The 16,568-nt window shown below is 44.4% G+C and carries 9 protein-coding genes; 3 read left to right on the top strand and 6 right to left on the bottom strand.

Going from position 1 to position 16,568, the window contains the following annotated elements:
* Window positions 1-98 precede the first annotated feature (98 nt).
* The 4 genes from KO533_RS09080 to cysK form a co-directional block, all read right to left on the bottom strand.
* Window positions 99-2,813 carry a TonB-dependent receptor gene (locus KO533_RS09080; RefSeq protein ID WP_173244149.1) on the bottom strand — a complete coding sequence of 905 codons (2,715 nt, stop codon included), beginning with the start codon at window positions 2,811-2,813 and terminating at the stop codon, window positions 99-101.
* A 693-nt stretch (window positions 2,814-3,506) separates the two neighbouring features.
* Window positions 3,507-4,505, bottom strand: coding sequence for a TDT family transporter (locus KO533_RS09075; protein WP_168824158.1), 999 nt, complete (start codon window positions 4,503-4,505; stop codon window positions 3,507-3,509).
* A gap of 152 nt (window positions 4,506-4,657) precedes the next feature.
* Window positions 4,658-5,731: a methyltransferase gene (locus KO533_RS09070; RefSeq protein WP_219253776.1), complete on the bottom strand. Its 1,074-nt coding sequence runs from the start codon at window positions 5,729-5,731 to the stop codon at window positions 4,658-4,660.
* A 202-nt stretch (window positions 5,732-5,933) separates the two neighbouring features.
* Window positions 5,934-6,902: a cysteine synthase A gene (gene cysK / locus KO533_RS09065; protein WP_113940761.1), complete on the bottom strand. Its 969-nt coding sequence runs from the start codon at window positions 6,900-6,902 to the stop codon at window positions 5,934-5,936.
* A gap of 250 nt (window positions 6,903-7,152) precedes the next feature.
* Between cysK and KO533_RS09060 the strand changes: the two genes are divergently transcribed.
* Both KO533_RS09060 and KO533_RS09055 read left to right on the top strand, forming a co-directional pair.
* Complete coding sequence (locus KO533_RS09060) at window positions 7,153-8,355, top strand: RDD family protein (RefSeq protein ID WP_219253775.1); 1,203 nt, start codon at window positions 7,153-7,155, stop codon at window positions 8,353-8,355.
* Window positions 8,352-9,473, top strand: coding sequence for a beta-ketoacyl-ACP synthase III (locus KO533_RS09055; protein ID WP_219253774.1), 1,122 nt, complete (start codon window positions 8,352-8,354; stop codon window positions 9,471-9,473). Before KO533_RS09060 ends, KO533_RS09055 begins: the two co-directional genes overlap by 4 nt.
* Before the next feature lie 100 nt (window positions 9,474-9,573).
* Here KO533_RS09055 and KO533_RS09050 read toward each other — a convergent pair whose 3' ends face one another.
* Both KO533_RS09050 and cysZ read right to left on the bottom strand, forming a co-directional pair.
* On the bottom strand, window positions 9,574-11,982 hold the full coding sequence (locus KO533_RS09050; RefSeq protein ID WP_251073400.1) for a DUF5916 domain-containing protein: 2,409 nt from the start codon (window positions 11,980-11,982) through the stop codon (window positions 9,574-9,576).
* Window positions 11,983-12,158: 176 nt separating this feature from the next.
* The gene (gene cysZ, locus KO533_RS09045) at window positions 12,159-12,938 is read right to left on the bottom strand and encodes a sulfate transporter CysZ (protein WP_131523549.1); all 780 of its coding nucleotides are present in this window, start codon (window positions 12,936-12,938) and stop codon (window positions 12,159-12,161) included.
* Between the two features lie 197 nt (window positions 12,939-13,135).
* Here cysZ and KO533_RS09040 point away from each other — a divergent pair, with 197 nt between their 5' ends.
* Window positions 13,136-16,552, top strand: coding sequence for a chromosome segregation protein SMC (locus tag KO533_RS09040; RefSeq protein ID WP_219253770.1), 3,417 nt, complete (start codon window positions 13,136-13,138; stop codon window positions 16,550-16,552).
* Window positions 16,553-16,568: the final 16 nt, after the last annotated feature.

Genomic DNA, 16,568 nt, shown 5'->3' with positions numbered 1-16,568 from the left:
TTTATGTCGGTTTTCTATGATGTGTAAATGATGAAGTAAATAAAAACGGCATCCGAAGATGCCGTTTTTTGATTAGGTTCTAACTAATCAACACCATATTAGAATTTAACTTCGCCTTCGATAAACCATTCACGACCACGCGCATCATATGATGAGCGGTTATAGTGTGGCCAAGCTGTATCTGTTGGATCAAAGTTTGGTCCAGCATTAAATAAGTTCATTACACCGCCAGTCACTTTAATTGCGTCTGTGATGTTATAAGCCGATGTTAAGTTCCACTTCGTTTGTGATGCAATTTCGTTTGCACTTTCATTGAATGCCAAACCTTTATCTAATGCAGCTTTTTTAAACGATTTATATCCAACACCATGCATTCTTGCTGTGTGGTAAGCACCTAAAGTTGTTTCAAAATCGTTTATATACCAACCTAAAATGATATTGGCTTTATATTGCGGTAAACCACCATCATCGATGTCATCATCAATTGCTGCTGTAGGATCTGTTTGTACTTCAGAAAGAAGAATATAAGTACCATTAAAGTTTAGTTTTAACTCACCAAAGTCAGCGACATCCCATCCATAACCAGTGGTTAAGTCAATACCACGAACTTTCTGATAAGCAAGGTTTTGTGCGACGGTATTAATGTGAGTAATGGTACCTAATGCGTCACGGGTGATCATGTTTGCATAAGTTTCATATTCACGAGCAGCTTTGCTTGCAGAGATGTCACTTACCATGTCATCCAGTTTCCACTCCCAAATATCGAGTGAAGCATTTAAGCTATCGCCACCATAAACAGCACCTATGTTGGCTGTATAGCCTGTTTCAGCGCTAAGATCTTTGTTAGCACCAGTAGTGATATCAATATTGAGTTCATTACAGATTTTGTTCAGTGTTGGATCTGGATTTTTCTGAGATGGAGTTCCACCTAGAGCTTGGCACTGTTTAAAATCAATGATATTGCTATATGCTTGAGTTGCATCTCCATATACGCGATGCATATCTGGTGCGCGGAACACTTTACTGATAGAGCCACGAACTAATAATTCATCAAGTGGACGATACTCTACGGTTAATTGAGGCGACAAATTTCCACCGAAATCATCATATCGGTCATAACGTAAGGCCGCATCAAGTGTTAAGTCCTCAAGAACTGGAAGCTTTAATTCCATATAGGTTGCCCAGTATGAACGCTCACCAGCACCTGATGAACCACCACGGCTTAGAATATTGCCTTTAACAGATTCTGAGTCAGATTCTGATGAGTAGTCTTGAGTGGTATATTCCGCCCCAAAAGCAAAGTCTGCTGAACCTGCTGGCAGTTCAAATGCTGGACCTGTGATATTTGCTTGAATATTTTTTTGAGTTGATTGAGCTTTTTCAAACGGAGTGTACGCTATACCGCTGACATCATTTGTGCTGATAGGCGCAAGCAGTGATTTACCGTCAGTACCTTGAGCTAGATAATTAAATAATCCACCAACAGTCGCAAAGCCACTATTGAATACATCCACATTAGTACGGCCGTAATTTACGGATGTATCCCAACTATAATCATCAGCGATCACGCCTTCCAAGCCCGCGGTGAAGAAATAGTTACGGGTACTTGTTTCTCCTGCGCGGTTGCCGAATTCGTGCAAACGACGAATATAGTTGTAGTCACCATTTTCGGCATTTTTAAAATCTCCACCAAGACCTGTATTCTTGTCGAACGTCTTTGTCAGTGAATCATCTAAATCAACGCCTAAAGTTACTTTGTCTCCTGCAACATTGACTGTGTAGTTATCGATACCCATAGGTTCGATACGTGTTGTTGATTTTGCTTCTGCAAAATCAAGACGTCCTACAAAGTTCAAATTATCTGCAAGTTCATAGTTAAAGTTCGTTGAACTGATAAAACGGGTGCTTTCTGGTGATAGATCGCGCCACTTTGAGCGATCAAAGCCACATGCGCTACCTGTCCAAAGAAAACCGCCCGCTTCGCATTCACTCGCAGTGAGGACACGTTGGCCTTTTGGTGTCGTTCCACCAGCAGGTTTTTTACCTGTAATGCCAGCCCCATATGAGCTGTATTGTGAATATTTACTATAAGGTACTTTGTCTGTATCTAATCCAAAAACAGCTCTATCAGTTGCATTCAAACGCTCAGTATCAGTAAATTCGATGAAGGTTGAGACGTTACCACGTTCGGAAGATGAACCCAGAGATAGCGCAATTCGATCGCTTCCACCACCGCCTTCAGTAGTATCACCATGTCGATATTTTAATGCGACGCCATCAAAATCTCTTTTTAAAATAATGTTTACTACGCCACCAACAGCATCTGCACCATAAATTGCTGAACCACCAGATTGTAATATCTCAATACGAGCAACAGCTTCCATTGGTAAGTTTGCGGTATCAACAAAGTTGTCTGTACCACCTGCTGGTTTAGGATATTGGTTGAGACGTTTACCGTTAATCAATGTTAGCGTTCTGCTTGCACCCGCATTACGTAAACTGATTGATGACGCAGCTGGTGTAAAACCATGTACTGATTGAGTTGTCATTGCTCCTGTTGTTGAAGTCAGGCTCTGCAATGCATCTTGTACGTTAGTAAAACCTTGTTTTGCCATATCATCAGCACTTAGTACTGTAACTGGGGTTGCGGTTTCCATATCGGTACGCTTAATACGTGAACCTGTTACTTCAATACGTTCAACTTTGGCGCCATCTTCAGCTGCATATACTATCGAAGTGGTTAACGCGGCAGTAGCTGCTCCGCTTATTAATGCAAAGCGAACGGCTTTGGCTAATGTAGAATTTGCACGCATTTTATTCTCCCTTAACACATGTTGTATGTTTATTTTTTATTTTTCTTAAATGGTTACTTATGTAAAGAATTAAGCTCTCATTTAATTGAGTTCAGGATATAACCACAAGAAAATAACAAGTGCAACATTGGTCATGCTGGAATTTTGTTTAAAATTTGTTACTTACTCTCTTTTTAAAATGCAGATATAAGTAGGGTGTGTGTGTAATCGGTGGCAGATAAGGTTTTAATCTGAGGGTTTTGTTTTTTATTTGGCTTTTTGTTTTTATTGTTGGTTCTTTGTGTTTTTTTATTGTTGCTAATGTTTTGTTTTATTGTGTTTTAATTTTGTTGTTTTCAATAATAGTTTGAAACTATTTTATGTGAAAAAGTAAAAATTAATAACGATATGGTTTGTCATTCCATATATTTTAGATTGGATGATTGAGGAGTGTTATCAATAAGGGGTTTCATGCGGTTTAATTTTGTATGGTGATATTTTTACACCGCGTCAGTAAGCTAGAAGTAAAATTATGGAATGAAATGTTGTAAAGAATAAAAACTAATCAAATGCTATTTCTGATTATTTAATTTTGACTGTTTAAATATAAAAGCGAAGTGAATATCTATTCGCTTCGCTTTCGGTTTATTGTTTAGTTTTTTGAGTGAACAATTCATTTGTATGGTTAATTATTTTTACAAAAAGCTGTTCTGTTTATTTGCTATTTAGAACTGATTTGTGCTCTACCACGTTAAATTGCAGTGGAAAGTAGTGTCCTAAATAACGTAGGGCGACATAGGCAACCACTAAGGTGGCGATTACCAGTTCGAATTCTGCTAAGTATTTTATCCATATCGCTAACTCACCCATGTTATTGAACTGCGTTAACCAAGCAGCGGTTTTAAAGAGGGCGGTTGCACCGATCACCATAGGGAAGGTAAAGGCTGCGTAGCCTGGGCTAAAGGGCAGTTTTAGTAGGTGAAAGAAGGCCAAGTAGATGATGCTGGTCATCAGAATGGCGATGCTCAGTAGTAAGGCGACTAAGGGAATCGACGCCTGCTCGCAAACGGTCAGATAACCTGCAAGTGATAAACTGGCGGGCGCCGCGAGAATGGCAATGGTTGGTTTAGCGGCATCGGGTATCGCCTGACAGAAAATGAGGCGATAGAGCATCAAAGGCAGCATGATTAAGTAGGCTAACATCCCAAAAACCAAAATGGCATTTGCTAACCATTGGTAGTCAGACACAGGGAAAGACACTGCCGCGACGATAATGCCAATCGGTGGTACGAACCAGCTCGGAACCATGTGCTCGAGTTTAAAATCAATGGCGCGATAATAGATAAACGCGCTTAGGAAGATCACATGGATACCAATGGCGACTAGCCACAGAGTTAAGCCTGCATGGGGGAAATAATCGCCGAGTGATTTAGACACCACCATCAAGCCCATGGCGAAGGTGGGGATCACACTACCAATCACAGGGTGACTTAGCTCGTCCTTTAAAATATTAGGATGAAGCATGAATTTACCCATGAGCAATAACAGTAACACAGAGGCTATGATGGCACCTGTGAGTTGTCCTGCGCCATTAAGTGAAGGTGTCATGTTCTCCCATGTCCAACCTAAGCTGGCAATTGCCAGTGCCAACCCAGCCATAGGGCTGGGAAGTTTAGCTGCGTGGGATGTCCAGCGTTTGCGTTTTGAAGTCATTTTGAATACCTCTCAATACTGACAATGCTTAACATCGCTTTTTTGGGGCGCTGTTTTGATGTATTTAGTGTACTGCGGGTATCAATGATAAATAAATTTGATTAATTTTATTCATTGCATAAGTTTTGTTTACTTTTATGTTGCTATTAAACTTAAGGTTTGAGTTTACAACGCAGTAGCGTGTGCCCTAGGCCAAGATTGTCTGTGTCTTCATCCACATACAGTCCCGCTTGGTGAAGCAGGGCCAATAAATCCTTAGAGTGATACATGCGGCTATTGCCATTGGCCATGGCGCTGAAATAGAGGCTAGTGGCATTTACGCAATAGGCGGAGGCGGCCGATGGCTGTCTATCCCAAAAGGTTTCGACGATAAAGAGTTGGCTGCTTGATGTCATTGCCTTTGCCGTGCGTTGTAAAATGTTCAGGATTTGGCTTTTTGAGAAGCAATCCAGAAATTGACTCATCCAGTAAGTATCGGCGCCTTCGACAAAGGGTTGGGAGTCGTCCAGCAGATCGGTGGCAAAGGTATGCACTCGTGCTGCAAAACCTCGTGCGAGTGCATTTTGTGTGGCTACCTCAAGTTGCCCCGGAAAATCCATAATCGTGACTTCAACGTTCGCGTCATAATCACAGCAGCTCAGTGCCCATTTGCCCGTATTGCCGCCTATATCCACTAAATGGATTGGCTTATGGGCGAACACTAATGGCAGAAGCTGTGGAAAGGCATGATCCGAATAGTAATGATCGAAGGCAAACCAGCTCTGTTTCGCTTTGGGTGGTAGATCTTTTAAGGCGGGGTAGATAGTATTCCAGTCACCGAACACCTTAAGTCCTGCGGCCTTGCCTTCGAGTAGCGCGGTATCAAGGTTAAAAAGGCCTTGATAGCAAACATCCTGCACAAAGTTAAGATTGATGGCTGCCATGTCGTCATGGAGTAAAAAGTGCCCCGTTTTATCGAGCACATAGCCATTTTCATTTTGCCAAACTAAACCCATACTGAGTCCCATATCCAGCAATACCCCCAAGGCATATTCACTCAGTGGGGTGGATTGGCTTAACTCGGCTGCAGTGATCCCATGCTCGGCCGCTTTATCTATTTGCGTTAGCACATCGAATTTGAGTAGGCAGTGGGCGACTTGAAAGCTGATGGGGCCAAAGGCAATTTTTTGAGCTTCAAACTTTGCATTGAAGGCGCTGATATTACTTGGTGTTCGGTAAAAAGACATAAAAAGGAATGAATTGGCGAGCGGGTCCGTTCTTTATAACCAAGTTAGCCGTGAAAGTCAGTTGAGATACAAAGAACTATGAGCTGTATCCAAACTTGAGCAGTAACTTGTTTATGCTCTGTAATCGAGATCTAAATAATGGAATGCCATAAATAAAAATACCCAGCCAAAGCTGGGTATTTTAAGGACGATAAAACGTCGTTTATTGAACGTTTTCTTCGTCGCCGAATTGGCCTTGGAACAAGACTGAAGATAGGTAACGCTCGGCTGCCGATGGCAAAATCACCACAATGGTTTTGCCTGCAAACTCTGGCAACTCAGCGATGCGGTTTGCGGCGACAACGGCGGCACCCGATGAAATACCCACTAAAATGCCTTCTTCTTGCATTAAGCGGCGGGCCATGTCGATGGCTTCATCGTTAGTTACAGCCTCAACACGGTCAATCAATTCTAAATCTAAGTTACCAGGGATAAAGCCTGCACCAATACCTTGAATTTTATGCGGCCCTGGTTGCACTGGTAAACCCGCTAAGGTTTGAGCTATAACAGGAGAATCTGCTGGCTCAACCGCAACTGAGGTGATGGTTTTACCGGCCACTTTTTTCAAGTAACGGCTTACACCAGTAATTGTACCGCCAGTACCTACACCGGCAACAAACACATCCACTTCACCATCGGTATCATTCCAGATTTCTGGACCTGTGGTTTTTTCATGGATTTCTGGGTTAGCAGGGTTATTAAACTGCTGCAATAAAATGTATTTTTCAGGAGCCGATTGGCGAATTTCTTCCGCTTTATCAATCGCACCTTTCATGCCTTTCGCGCCTTCAGTCAGCACGAGAGTTGCGCCTAGGGCTTTGAGTAGCTTACGACGCTCTAAACTCATGGTATTTGGCATGGTCAGGGTCAGTTTATAGCCACGGGCCGCGGCAACATACGCTAATGCAATACCTGTGTTGCCTGATGTCGGCTCAATCAGCTCGTGATTTTTTGTTAATAGACCTTTCTTCTCGGCATCCCAAATCATATTGGCACCGATACGGCATTTAACACTGAAACTTGGGTTACGGGCTTCGACTTTGGCCAGCACTTTACCTTGGCTAACACGGTTTAAACGTACTAGCGGTGTATTACCAATAGTATATGAATTATCTTCGAAAATTTTGCTCATGGATTGCTTGCTCCTATGTTGGCACTACTGAATCATAATCTGCTGTGGCGCTTTTAGAAGTGATTGTTTGTTCTTCTTTATTCGATTTGGTTATTAAAAGGTGTGCTGTTATTCGCAAACCCTGATTGGCAGCCAGTTTAACTGTGTTAACCTCTTGCTAACATAAAAAAGATTGTGGCATTAACAGGGATAACTTCTTGATGTCTCAATCGTAAAACTAGCCTATCACTCGTATCGGACAAGCGCAAAGATGAAGCAGCAACAAATGGATCTGGGTAAAGATCCAAAAACGATGGTAACACCAAAGGCATTTACCATTGCAGCATCCGTGTTATACATCCCATTGGCGACACCGTTGAAGCGGATGTTAGCCATACTGATTGATGGTTTGCTGATCACTGTGTTAGCTGAGCAGATGGATTGGATGTTTGTCTTGCTGGTGGTCAGTATTATCTGGATTGAAAAGCGCAGTCGTAAGTTTGGTCGTTTACTCAAGTGGGGACTTTATGCCTTGATGTTGGTTTTTATGTTGCTGACAACCGCTAATAATCTGTTTGATTTTAATGGAACAGACGTTAAAAGCAGTGAGGGAGTAGAGCAACAATTGGCATTAGGTGAACAAATCATTACGTCACTACCAGCATTGATGTCGTTGAGCCAGTGCAATAATTATGCTTGTGGTAAAACTCAAGTTCAGTCCCTACATGAAGCGATAAAAAATGCTTCAGGATCAAAGGGCATGACAGAAAATGATCAACGTGAAATAGTGCTAGCAACCATAGCCAACAGTAGTTTGCCTGCCATAGACAGTGAAAAGTTACAGGCGGAAGTGCTTAATGGCAGCCTATGGCCTGTTATTACGCTTCCTGTTGAGTTGGCGACAACGGATTATCCGCCTGAGCCACTTCAGCCTATTCAAGCTATTTCGCCGGATGTACAGCCGCAAAGTGCGGTGGCTGATGCAGTGAATGTGAGCCCTTCGCAATATTCTCGCCTCAGAACCGTTGATGAAGCTACAAGCCATAGTGTTGTCGCTTGGGTGAAAGGCTTTCTGAGTGATATGGGGCTGGGTTTTGGTTGGGCAGCGTTTTACTTTACCGTCTTTACTGCACGATTTGATGGTCAAACCTTAGGTAAGAAGATGTTGGGCATTCGGGTGATCCAGCTCGATGGTGCCAACATCAGTTTATGGGCCGCGTTTGGCCGTTATGGTGGCTATGCCGCAGGCTTTACCACAGGCTTACTTGGTTTTATGCAAATATTTTGGGATGCCAATCGGCAGGGGATCCAAGATAAAATATCTTCAACAGTCGTGATAGACTTAGTGCAAATGCATAAAAAGCAACGATTAGAGCAACAAGCGCAGGGGCAAAATGAGTTAGCACCTGTGCTTACGAGTGATGATGCATCCTCTGCTCACCTTACAACCAGTACCCGTTTGGAGCATTTATGAAACAGGTCGTCATTTCGGGGAGTGGCCTATTTACGCCGCCCCACAGTATTTCCAATGAAGCCTTAGTTGAGAGCTTCAATGCTTATGTGGATATTTTCAATCTTGAAAATGCAGGCTTAATTGAGCAAGGCCATGTTGCGGCTTTGTCCTATTCATCGAGCGAGTTTATTGAAAAAGCCTCCGGCATCAAGCACAGATATGTGATGGTGAAAGAGGGCATTCTGGATCCCGAAGTCATGATGCCGTTGATTCCTGAGCGCAGCAGTGACGAATTATCTATGCAGGCTGAGATTGGCCTTGAAGCTGCCTTGATGGCACTAAAGAATGCTAATCTCAAGGCTGAACAAATTGACTTAGTGATTGTTGCCTGTGCTTATACTCAGCGTGCGTATCCTGCTATGGCGATTGAAATTCAACGTGCACTAGGTACGCGGGGTTATGGTTACGACATGCAGGTAGCGTGTTCATCGGCGACGTTTGCAATTGTCGCCGCGGCTAATGCCATTGCTACGGGTTCTGCCTCAAGAGTGTTAGTGATCAACCCTGAGATTTGCTCGGCACAGGTGAATTATCGCGACCGTGACAGCCATTTTATCTTCGGTGATGTGGCGACGGCTCTGGTACTGGAAGAACAAAGCTTAGCCCCGTCTGACCATGTGTTTAAGATCCTCTCGAGCCGCTGTTTTACTGATTACTCGAACAATATTCGCAGTAATTTCGGTTTCTTGAACCGCTGCGATCCGAGTGCGGCCCATCAAGCCGATAAGTTATTCCACCAACAAGGGCGCAAGGTATTTAAAGAGCTGTTGCCGATGATTTACCAACATTTGGATGAACATCTGGCCGAACAAGCGTTAACGCCACAGTCCTTCAAACGTTTGTGGTTACATCAAGCGAACATCAACATGAATCAGTTTGTGGTGAGAAAGTTGCTTGGGGATGATGTGTCAGCGGAACAAGCGCCCGTGGTACTAGATGAATACGCCAATACGGCTTCCGCGGGTTCTGTGATTGCATTTCATAAGTTTTCCGGTGACTTTAAGACTGGCGATTTAGGTTTATTGAGTTCGTTTGGCGCAGGATATTCTATTGGTAGTGTTATTCTGCAGAAGGTCTAAGATTCTCACCGTCATAATAAAAAGCCCACATCGAGGAAGATGTGGGCTTTTTTATGTCAGTTGTTTGCCTAAGTTGCTTTCTGTTTAAGGCAATGATTGTTTATAGCAGCCATGCGTAACTTAACTTCATAAAGTAGGTTTTCTCGTCCCGCGTCAGGCGGCTTAACTCATCATTAGCCTGCAAACTATCAGAGTATCCGAGGTAGAACACACTCTGCGGATTGAGTTTATAACCGTAGAGGAGTTCATTGCCTAAATGCGCTTCCTCACTCTGAGGCGCCGAATATAAATACTGCGCCACATTGCGATTTATCCGGGTGTAAATGCTAGAAAGGCGAATAAAACTGTGTAGACTGAATTGCCAGTTGAGGCGTACATCGCTCAGATTAGCGGTAAAAAGCGCACCTTGTTCCACATCCATTTGCTGATAAAGATGGGAGATATCGATAGAAAGTCCATTAGCAATTTTCCAATTGATATTCGGGTTCATTTGCGTTTTAGTGCCCAGCCTATCATTGATAAAATCAATTTCATCGCCGTAGTACATTTCAAGCTCCATACTCAGGGGCGATAACGGGGTTACTGCGCCATAAAACCACACTTGGGTTTCATCATATAGTTGACTATTTCCGGCGATAGTGAGCTGTGAAGCATCGCGGCGAGGGCCCACACGTTCACGGGTTTCTACACCAAAGGTGATTTCGCTTTGTAATGCGCCGAGGATTTCGATGTAGGCTTCATACTCTTCTTCAAGTCGTTCGCCTGCTTGGTTATGAGTGATATCCCAATCTCCCGCTAATTCCACCTTGTTAAAGGTGCCCGTAGGATACCAAATCAAACCCGCACCAGCCTCAAAGGTGCGGTAATCGATTTTTTCGACAAAGCCTAAATCGGCACGAAAATCGGGATCAACTGCGTTGTATTCACTGTAAGCAAACCAATTTCGCTCTTCGTGTTTAAAGGTTAACTGATATAAATTGCCGCCAAAGCGGCTATCAGATTGGCTACGTAATACTTGTTCGTTGAGTTGGCAGTGACCGAGTTCGCAATCAAGCTGAGATTGGCCACAGGGCAACCCATTACTAGGGTCATTTTCAGTATCAGTACAAAATTGACGATAGACTCCCGTGGGGTACTGAGTATCCGATTGGGCCACTTGCGCAGTGAAACTGTCCTGTGGTGTTGGTTGATATTTCGCATCTAGACTAATCACATAGTTGTGGTAATCGGGTTGGCTGTTGATCTCATAGTGCGGGTTATTTGCTGTACCATTGTGAGTGTTGTCACTGCTTGTTTTCGCGGTAAGTAATCCGCCGATGGAGAAGGTTTTGCTCATGTCGAAACGATAACGTCCCGCAAGGTTCAAACTTTCTTGATCAAGCGAGGCAACCTCTGAGCTTAAATTTCCCGGTACCAAAAACGTGGTTTGGCTATCGTTACTCGCTAGCAGAGCTAAAGTATGATCATCGCTTTTACTTGTCAGTTTGATACCATAGTCTGGTGCAACAATATTGCGGGTGTGCAGCAGATTAACCTGTGTGTCGAAATAGTCTTTATTATCCAAAAAGAACGGCCGTTTCTCATCATAGAACAAGGAGAAAGTGCTGTTCACATCGAGCTGGCCTGCATCGGATTCCACTTGGGAAAAATCGGGATTAATGGTGGCATTGAGTAAGGTGCTGGAATTAATGCCCCAGCGCAAGTCTACACCTGGCTCGAGATTGTTATCAGCTTCCCAGCCATCCGCCTGTTTATGTTCGTTACGGTTGGCGATAAAAGTCGGGGTGATTTGTACATCCTGTCCTTGTTCTGCCCCCGCCAAGCCAGAAGCCACACCTAACTGACAAAGTTGACAACTCGTATTACGGTCAATCTTATGGGTCGATAGGCGATGTTTTTCATTGCGTGGATAATAACGAATTAGCTCAAAGCCCCATTCTTGCAAGCTTTTCTTGTCGTCAAAGTTAAACAGTCTCAGTGGTAATTCGACTTCGACCTGATAGCCATCGGCGGTGATCTTGCCTGCGGATTTCCAAATACCATCCCATGCTTCGCTTTCTTCACCCGTTAGTTCGTTTTCAATTGAGTCTAATTGCACGCCAAGGGGATTAATAAAAAATTGGTACGCTAAACGGGCATTATTAAAAGTATCGAGTTTAATTCCGACTAAATCATCACTCCACAGCTTGTCTCTGTCCTTAAGTGTTGCTCGAATGAGTTTGGGATTAATGTCTTTGGCAGTAAATGCCACAAAAAGACTGGTTTTAGTCGCATAGACTCGCGCCTCGGTTTTCACTAATGCGGCAATGTTTTCCCCTGGTTGGGTTTCGTATTTGAGCTCTGTGACTGCGGCTTGTTGCCAAATGGCATCGTCCAACTCACCGTCGATATTGGCAGCACTGTTAAGTGTTGGAATGGCTAACTGAAATTGGCTGGCATAGCCAGCAATACAAGTTACAGGTAGAAAAGTAAGACTAGATAAGATTATGGCTAAGATTGATTTCAACAAAAAAGACTCAAATAACACATTCGTGGCGCGCATTTTGCCAGAAAACGTGAAGTTAACAATAGCGAGTAATTGTTACAAGGTTTGCGTTGATTTTAACGAGGCGAAACATGATTGGATTATTGGGTCTAAAAAATTGGGGAGCAGTGCTGAGCCATGACTCAGCACTGCTGGTGTTACTACTCGGGTGCTATGGCATGGTTGCGATACGCTTCACGATACTTATCGACCCACATGGCCGTCGCGCCACAAATCGCCACTGGCATGACGATAAAGTTGACTATGGGGATCATCGAAAATAGCGTCACAGTTGCGCCAAAGCTAAAACTGGTGCCACGGGTTTGATTCAAGGCAAAGCGCATATCTTTAAAACTGACCTTGTGGTTATCGAAGGGATAATCGCAGTACTGAATCGCCATCATCCAAGCGCTGAACAGAAACCATAAAATCGGCGCCAGCGTCTGGCCTACCATAGGCACTAAAAACAATAACAAAAATACCAGTGCGCGGGGCAGATAGTATTTGAGTTTGATCCACTCACGCCCAAGGATACGCGGTAAGTCTTTGATTAAATCAATACCAGAACCGGTATTCAGCTGCTTACCAGTTAACAACTGCTCGACTTTTTCAGCCAACAGACCATTAAAGGGGGCGGCGAGCCAGTTCATGACGGAGCTAAATACAAAAGCAAGCATCACCAGCATAGTGGTGACGGCGAGTGGCCAAAGCAAAAAGTTTAACCAGCTTAAGTACTCAGGGAGCTGGGCATTCATCCAAGTGAATAGCGTATCTAACTGGCCTATGGCTACATAAATGACGCCAGCAAACAGCAGAAGGTTAATCATTAGCGGAATAAATACGAAAGTGCGCAGGCCTTTACGTGTGATTAAACCAAAGCCATCGAGAAAATAATTAACGCCACTTTTGGCTGGGAAGGGCAAGGTTTTTTTCTGTGTCATATCGTTTTTCCAAAAAGTTAAGCGACAGCTATATGCGATTGTGATCAACTCATGGACAGATGACAAGCTAAAAGCCGCATGAATTCAATAAAAAGCGTTACAAAATGCTGCCTGCTTTGTTAAAGTTGCCAGCAGAATGCATTTGCACCGCTTGGCTCATTTTCGGGCCAGACTTCAGAGACGCGCTAACTGGCACCATGAGATTAAAACAGATAAAACTTGCCGGCTTTAAGTCGTTTGTCGATCCCACGAAAATTCCTTTTTTACAGGCATTAACCGCCATTATTGGCCCAAATGGCTGCGGTAAATCGAACGTGATCGATGCCGTGCGTTGGGTGCTCGGTGAAAGCTCGGCGAAGCACCTACGCGGTGATTCTATGGCCGATGTGATATTTAACGGTTCAAGCGCGCGAAAACCTGTGTCTGTAGCGGGTGTTGAACTTATTTTTGAAAACAAAGAGGGTCGCCTCGCTGGTCAGTATGCCAGTTATGAAGAAATCGCCGTTAAGCGTCAGGTGAGCCGCGACGGTGAGTCTTGGTATTTTCTCAATGGTCAAAAGTGTCGTCGTAAAGACATTACCGACTTGTTTATGGGCACAGGTCTTGGCCCGCGCAGTTATGCCATTATCGAGCAAGGCACTATTTCCCGCCTGATTGAATCTAAACCCCAAGACTTGCGTACCTTTATTGAGGAAGCCGCTGGGATTTCCCGATATAAAGAGCGTCGGCGCGAAACTGAAAACCGTATTCGCCATACCCGCGAAAACCTCGAGCGTTTGGGCGATATTCGCAGTGAACTCGGTAAGCAGTTAGATAAACTCGCGCAGCAGGCTAAAGCCGCTAAGCAATATCGTGAGCTTAAGCAGGCCGAGCGTAAGACCCATGCTGAACTCCTTGTGATGCGCTATCAAGAGTTGCAAGATCAGATGGCGAGCCTATCTGAGCAGATAAGTGCTATTGAAGTGCAGCAAGCGGCGGCGCAGTCACTCGCGCAAACTGATGAATTACAGACCACTGAATTGCAAGTGCAACTCGCGCAATTGGCGGAGCAAGAGCAGCGAGCGGTTGAAGCCTATTATCTGACTGGTACTGAAATCGCTAAGTTAGAGCAACAGCTACAGAATCAAAAGCAGCGCGACGCCCAGCTCGAAACCCAGTTGGCGCAAGTCAAAGAGCAGATCCAACAAAACACCGATAAGCTTAACGGCTATAAAGCGAGTCTTAGCGCGTTAGAGCTTGAGCTTGCCAAACTTGGGCCACAGCATGATGAGCAACAAGAGCTCATGGATGAGCTGCAATCCCAATGGGAAATGAGCATTGAACGCAGTCAGCAGCAGGCCGAAGTGGCGCGCCAACAGGCAGCGGATGTTTCTCAGCATAAGTTACAGCTTGAACTGCGTCGCAGCCAGTTAGCGCATCAGCAGCAATTACTGCAACACAAACAGCAGCAAAGTCGTGAGCAGCAGGCGCAACTTTCGGCGTTAATGGACGGTGATCTCGCATCGAGTATTACACCATTGCAGCAAGATATTGAGTCTTTGGATGATGCGCTCACACTGCAAAATGAAATTAATCATCAGCAAGAACAAAGTGTAAGTGCAAGTACGCAAGCCTTAGATGAAGCCCGCCATAGCGCTGAGCACATTCAGCAGCAATTAACTGCGACTAAAGCGCGCCATGAGCTGGTTGAACAGTGGTTGACTAAGCAAGAACAGCAGAGTGATAAACCGCAGTTATGGCAGAGTTTAACTGTTGAAAATGGTTGGGAAACCGCGGCCGAACTCGCCCTAAATGGCTTGTTGACCTTGCCCGTTGGCGTCACTGAAACTGAAATGGGGTTTCAAGCGTTAGCGTCACAATCAAGCCAAAGTGAATTTTTACAGGCTAAGGTGAATCTCGCCCCTTGGTTAGCGGGGCTTAAGTGGGCAAAGGATATCCATGCAGCGAAAGAACTGCTGCCACAGCTAACATCCGATGAACGGATTGTCACTGCCGACGGTTATCTACTGGGACAAGGTTTTTTAATCACTAAAACAGAGGGCGCCCAGTCACTGGTGCAACTCAGTAAAGAGCAAGCTCAGTTAGCGCAAAATATCCTCGATTTGCAACAATCCCTGCAGATTCGGCAAGACAAGATGACAGATCTTGCGGCTATTTTGCAGCAACAAAGACTGCAACTGACCGATGGCGCGCAAAAATTACATCAATTGCAGTTAGACAAAGCGACTAAGTCGATGCAGCTTAGTGGTTTAATCGAGCAAGTGAAGGCGCGCGTCGAACAGCAAAGTAAACTCGACGCGGCTTTAAGTACGAGTTTGATTGATATTGAACGCTTAAGCGAGCAATGCGAATTATTAGCAGAACAAGAAATGGAGCTCGATGAGACGCTGCAGGCTAGTGAAGATATTCAGCGGCAACTCATCCAAGACACACAGGCCGATAGTGTGCGCCATCAAGCATTAAAAGGGCGTATTACTGAGGTAGAACGTCAATTATCAGCCACTGCGACGGGTTTGCAAGCCGTGACTATGCGCATGGCCGTGAGCACGGAGCAAATTGAATTACAGCAAGTGCGTGTCAATGAACTCATCCACTCCCGCGAGTCTGTGTTAACAGAACTTGCCAAAGTTGCCCAATTGAGTGGGGTGCAAAATAGTGTGCAGTTGACTGAACAGTTAACGCAGTTACTAAAGCAACAACATGAGCAACAACAGGGCTTAAAAGAGGTTCGTCAGCAGCAAAGTGTGCTCACAGACACATTAAACCGTATAGGAATAAAGCAAAAACAAGAGCTTGGTAAGCTTGAGGACTTGACTCAAAGCCTGAGCACGTTAAAGTTACGTCGTGAAGGAATAAAAGGCCAAGCGAATAGTCAGCTGGAAGCCTTACAGGAACAGCAAATCATTCTGTCTGAAATCCTTGGAAACTTGCCCGCAGAGGGGATGCCAGACAAGTGGCAAAGTGATTTAGATCAAATACGGCAGAAAATTGTTCGTTTAGGTGCCATTAACCTTGCGGCGATCGAAGAATTTGAACAGCAAAGTGAGCGAAAATCTTATCTTGATCATCAAGATGACGATTTAAATAAAGGGCTTGCAACCTTAGAGGAAGCGATCCGTAAAATAGATAAGGAAACCCGAAGCCGCTTTAAGACGACATTTGACTCAGTCAACGAAGATCTCGGACGCTTATTTCCGAAAGTGTTCGGTGGCGGCCGAGCTTATTTAGCGTTAACTGACGACGATTTGCTAGAAACGGGCGTGACTATCATGGCCCAACCACCGGGGAAGAAGAACAGCACAATCCATCTTCTTTCGGGTGGTGAAAAAGCATTAACCGCTTTATCATTGGTATTCGCCATTTTTAGGCTGAATCCTGCTCCCTTCTGTATGTTAGATGAAGTGGATGCGCCATTAGACGATGCCAACGTAGAACGCTTCTGTCGATTGCTAAAAGAAATGTCACAGAGCGTACAGTTTATTTATATCAGCCATAACAAAATAACCATGGAAATGGCGGATCAACTTATTGGCGTGACTATGCACGAGCCCGGTGTGTCTCGTATAGTTGCGGTAGACATAGAGCAAGCGGTGGCGATGGCTGACGCTGGATAACTAGAAGAAAGACAGG

Source organism: Shewanella sp. NKUCC05_KAH, from assembly GCF_019345585.1.
Taxonomy (GTDB): Bacteria; Pseudomonadota; Gammaproteobacteria; order Enterobacterales; family Shewanellaceae; genus Shewanella; species Shewanella oncorhynchi.
This window is presented reverse-complemented; position numbering and strand designations above follow the sequence as displayed.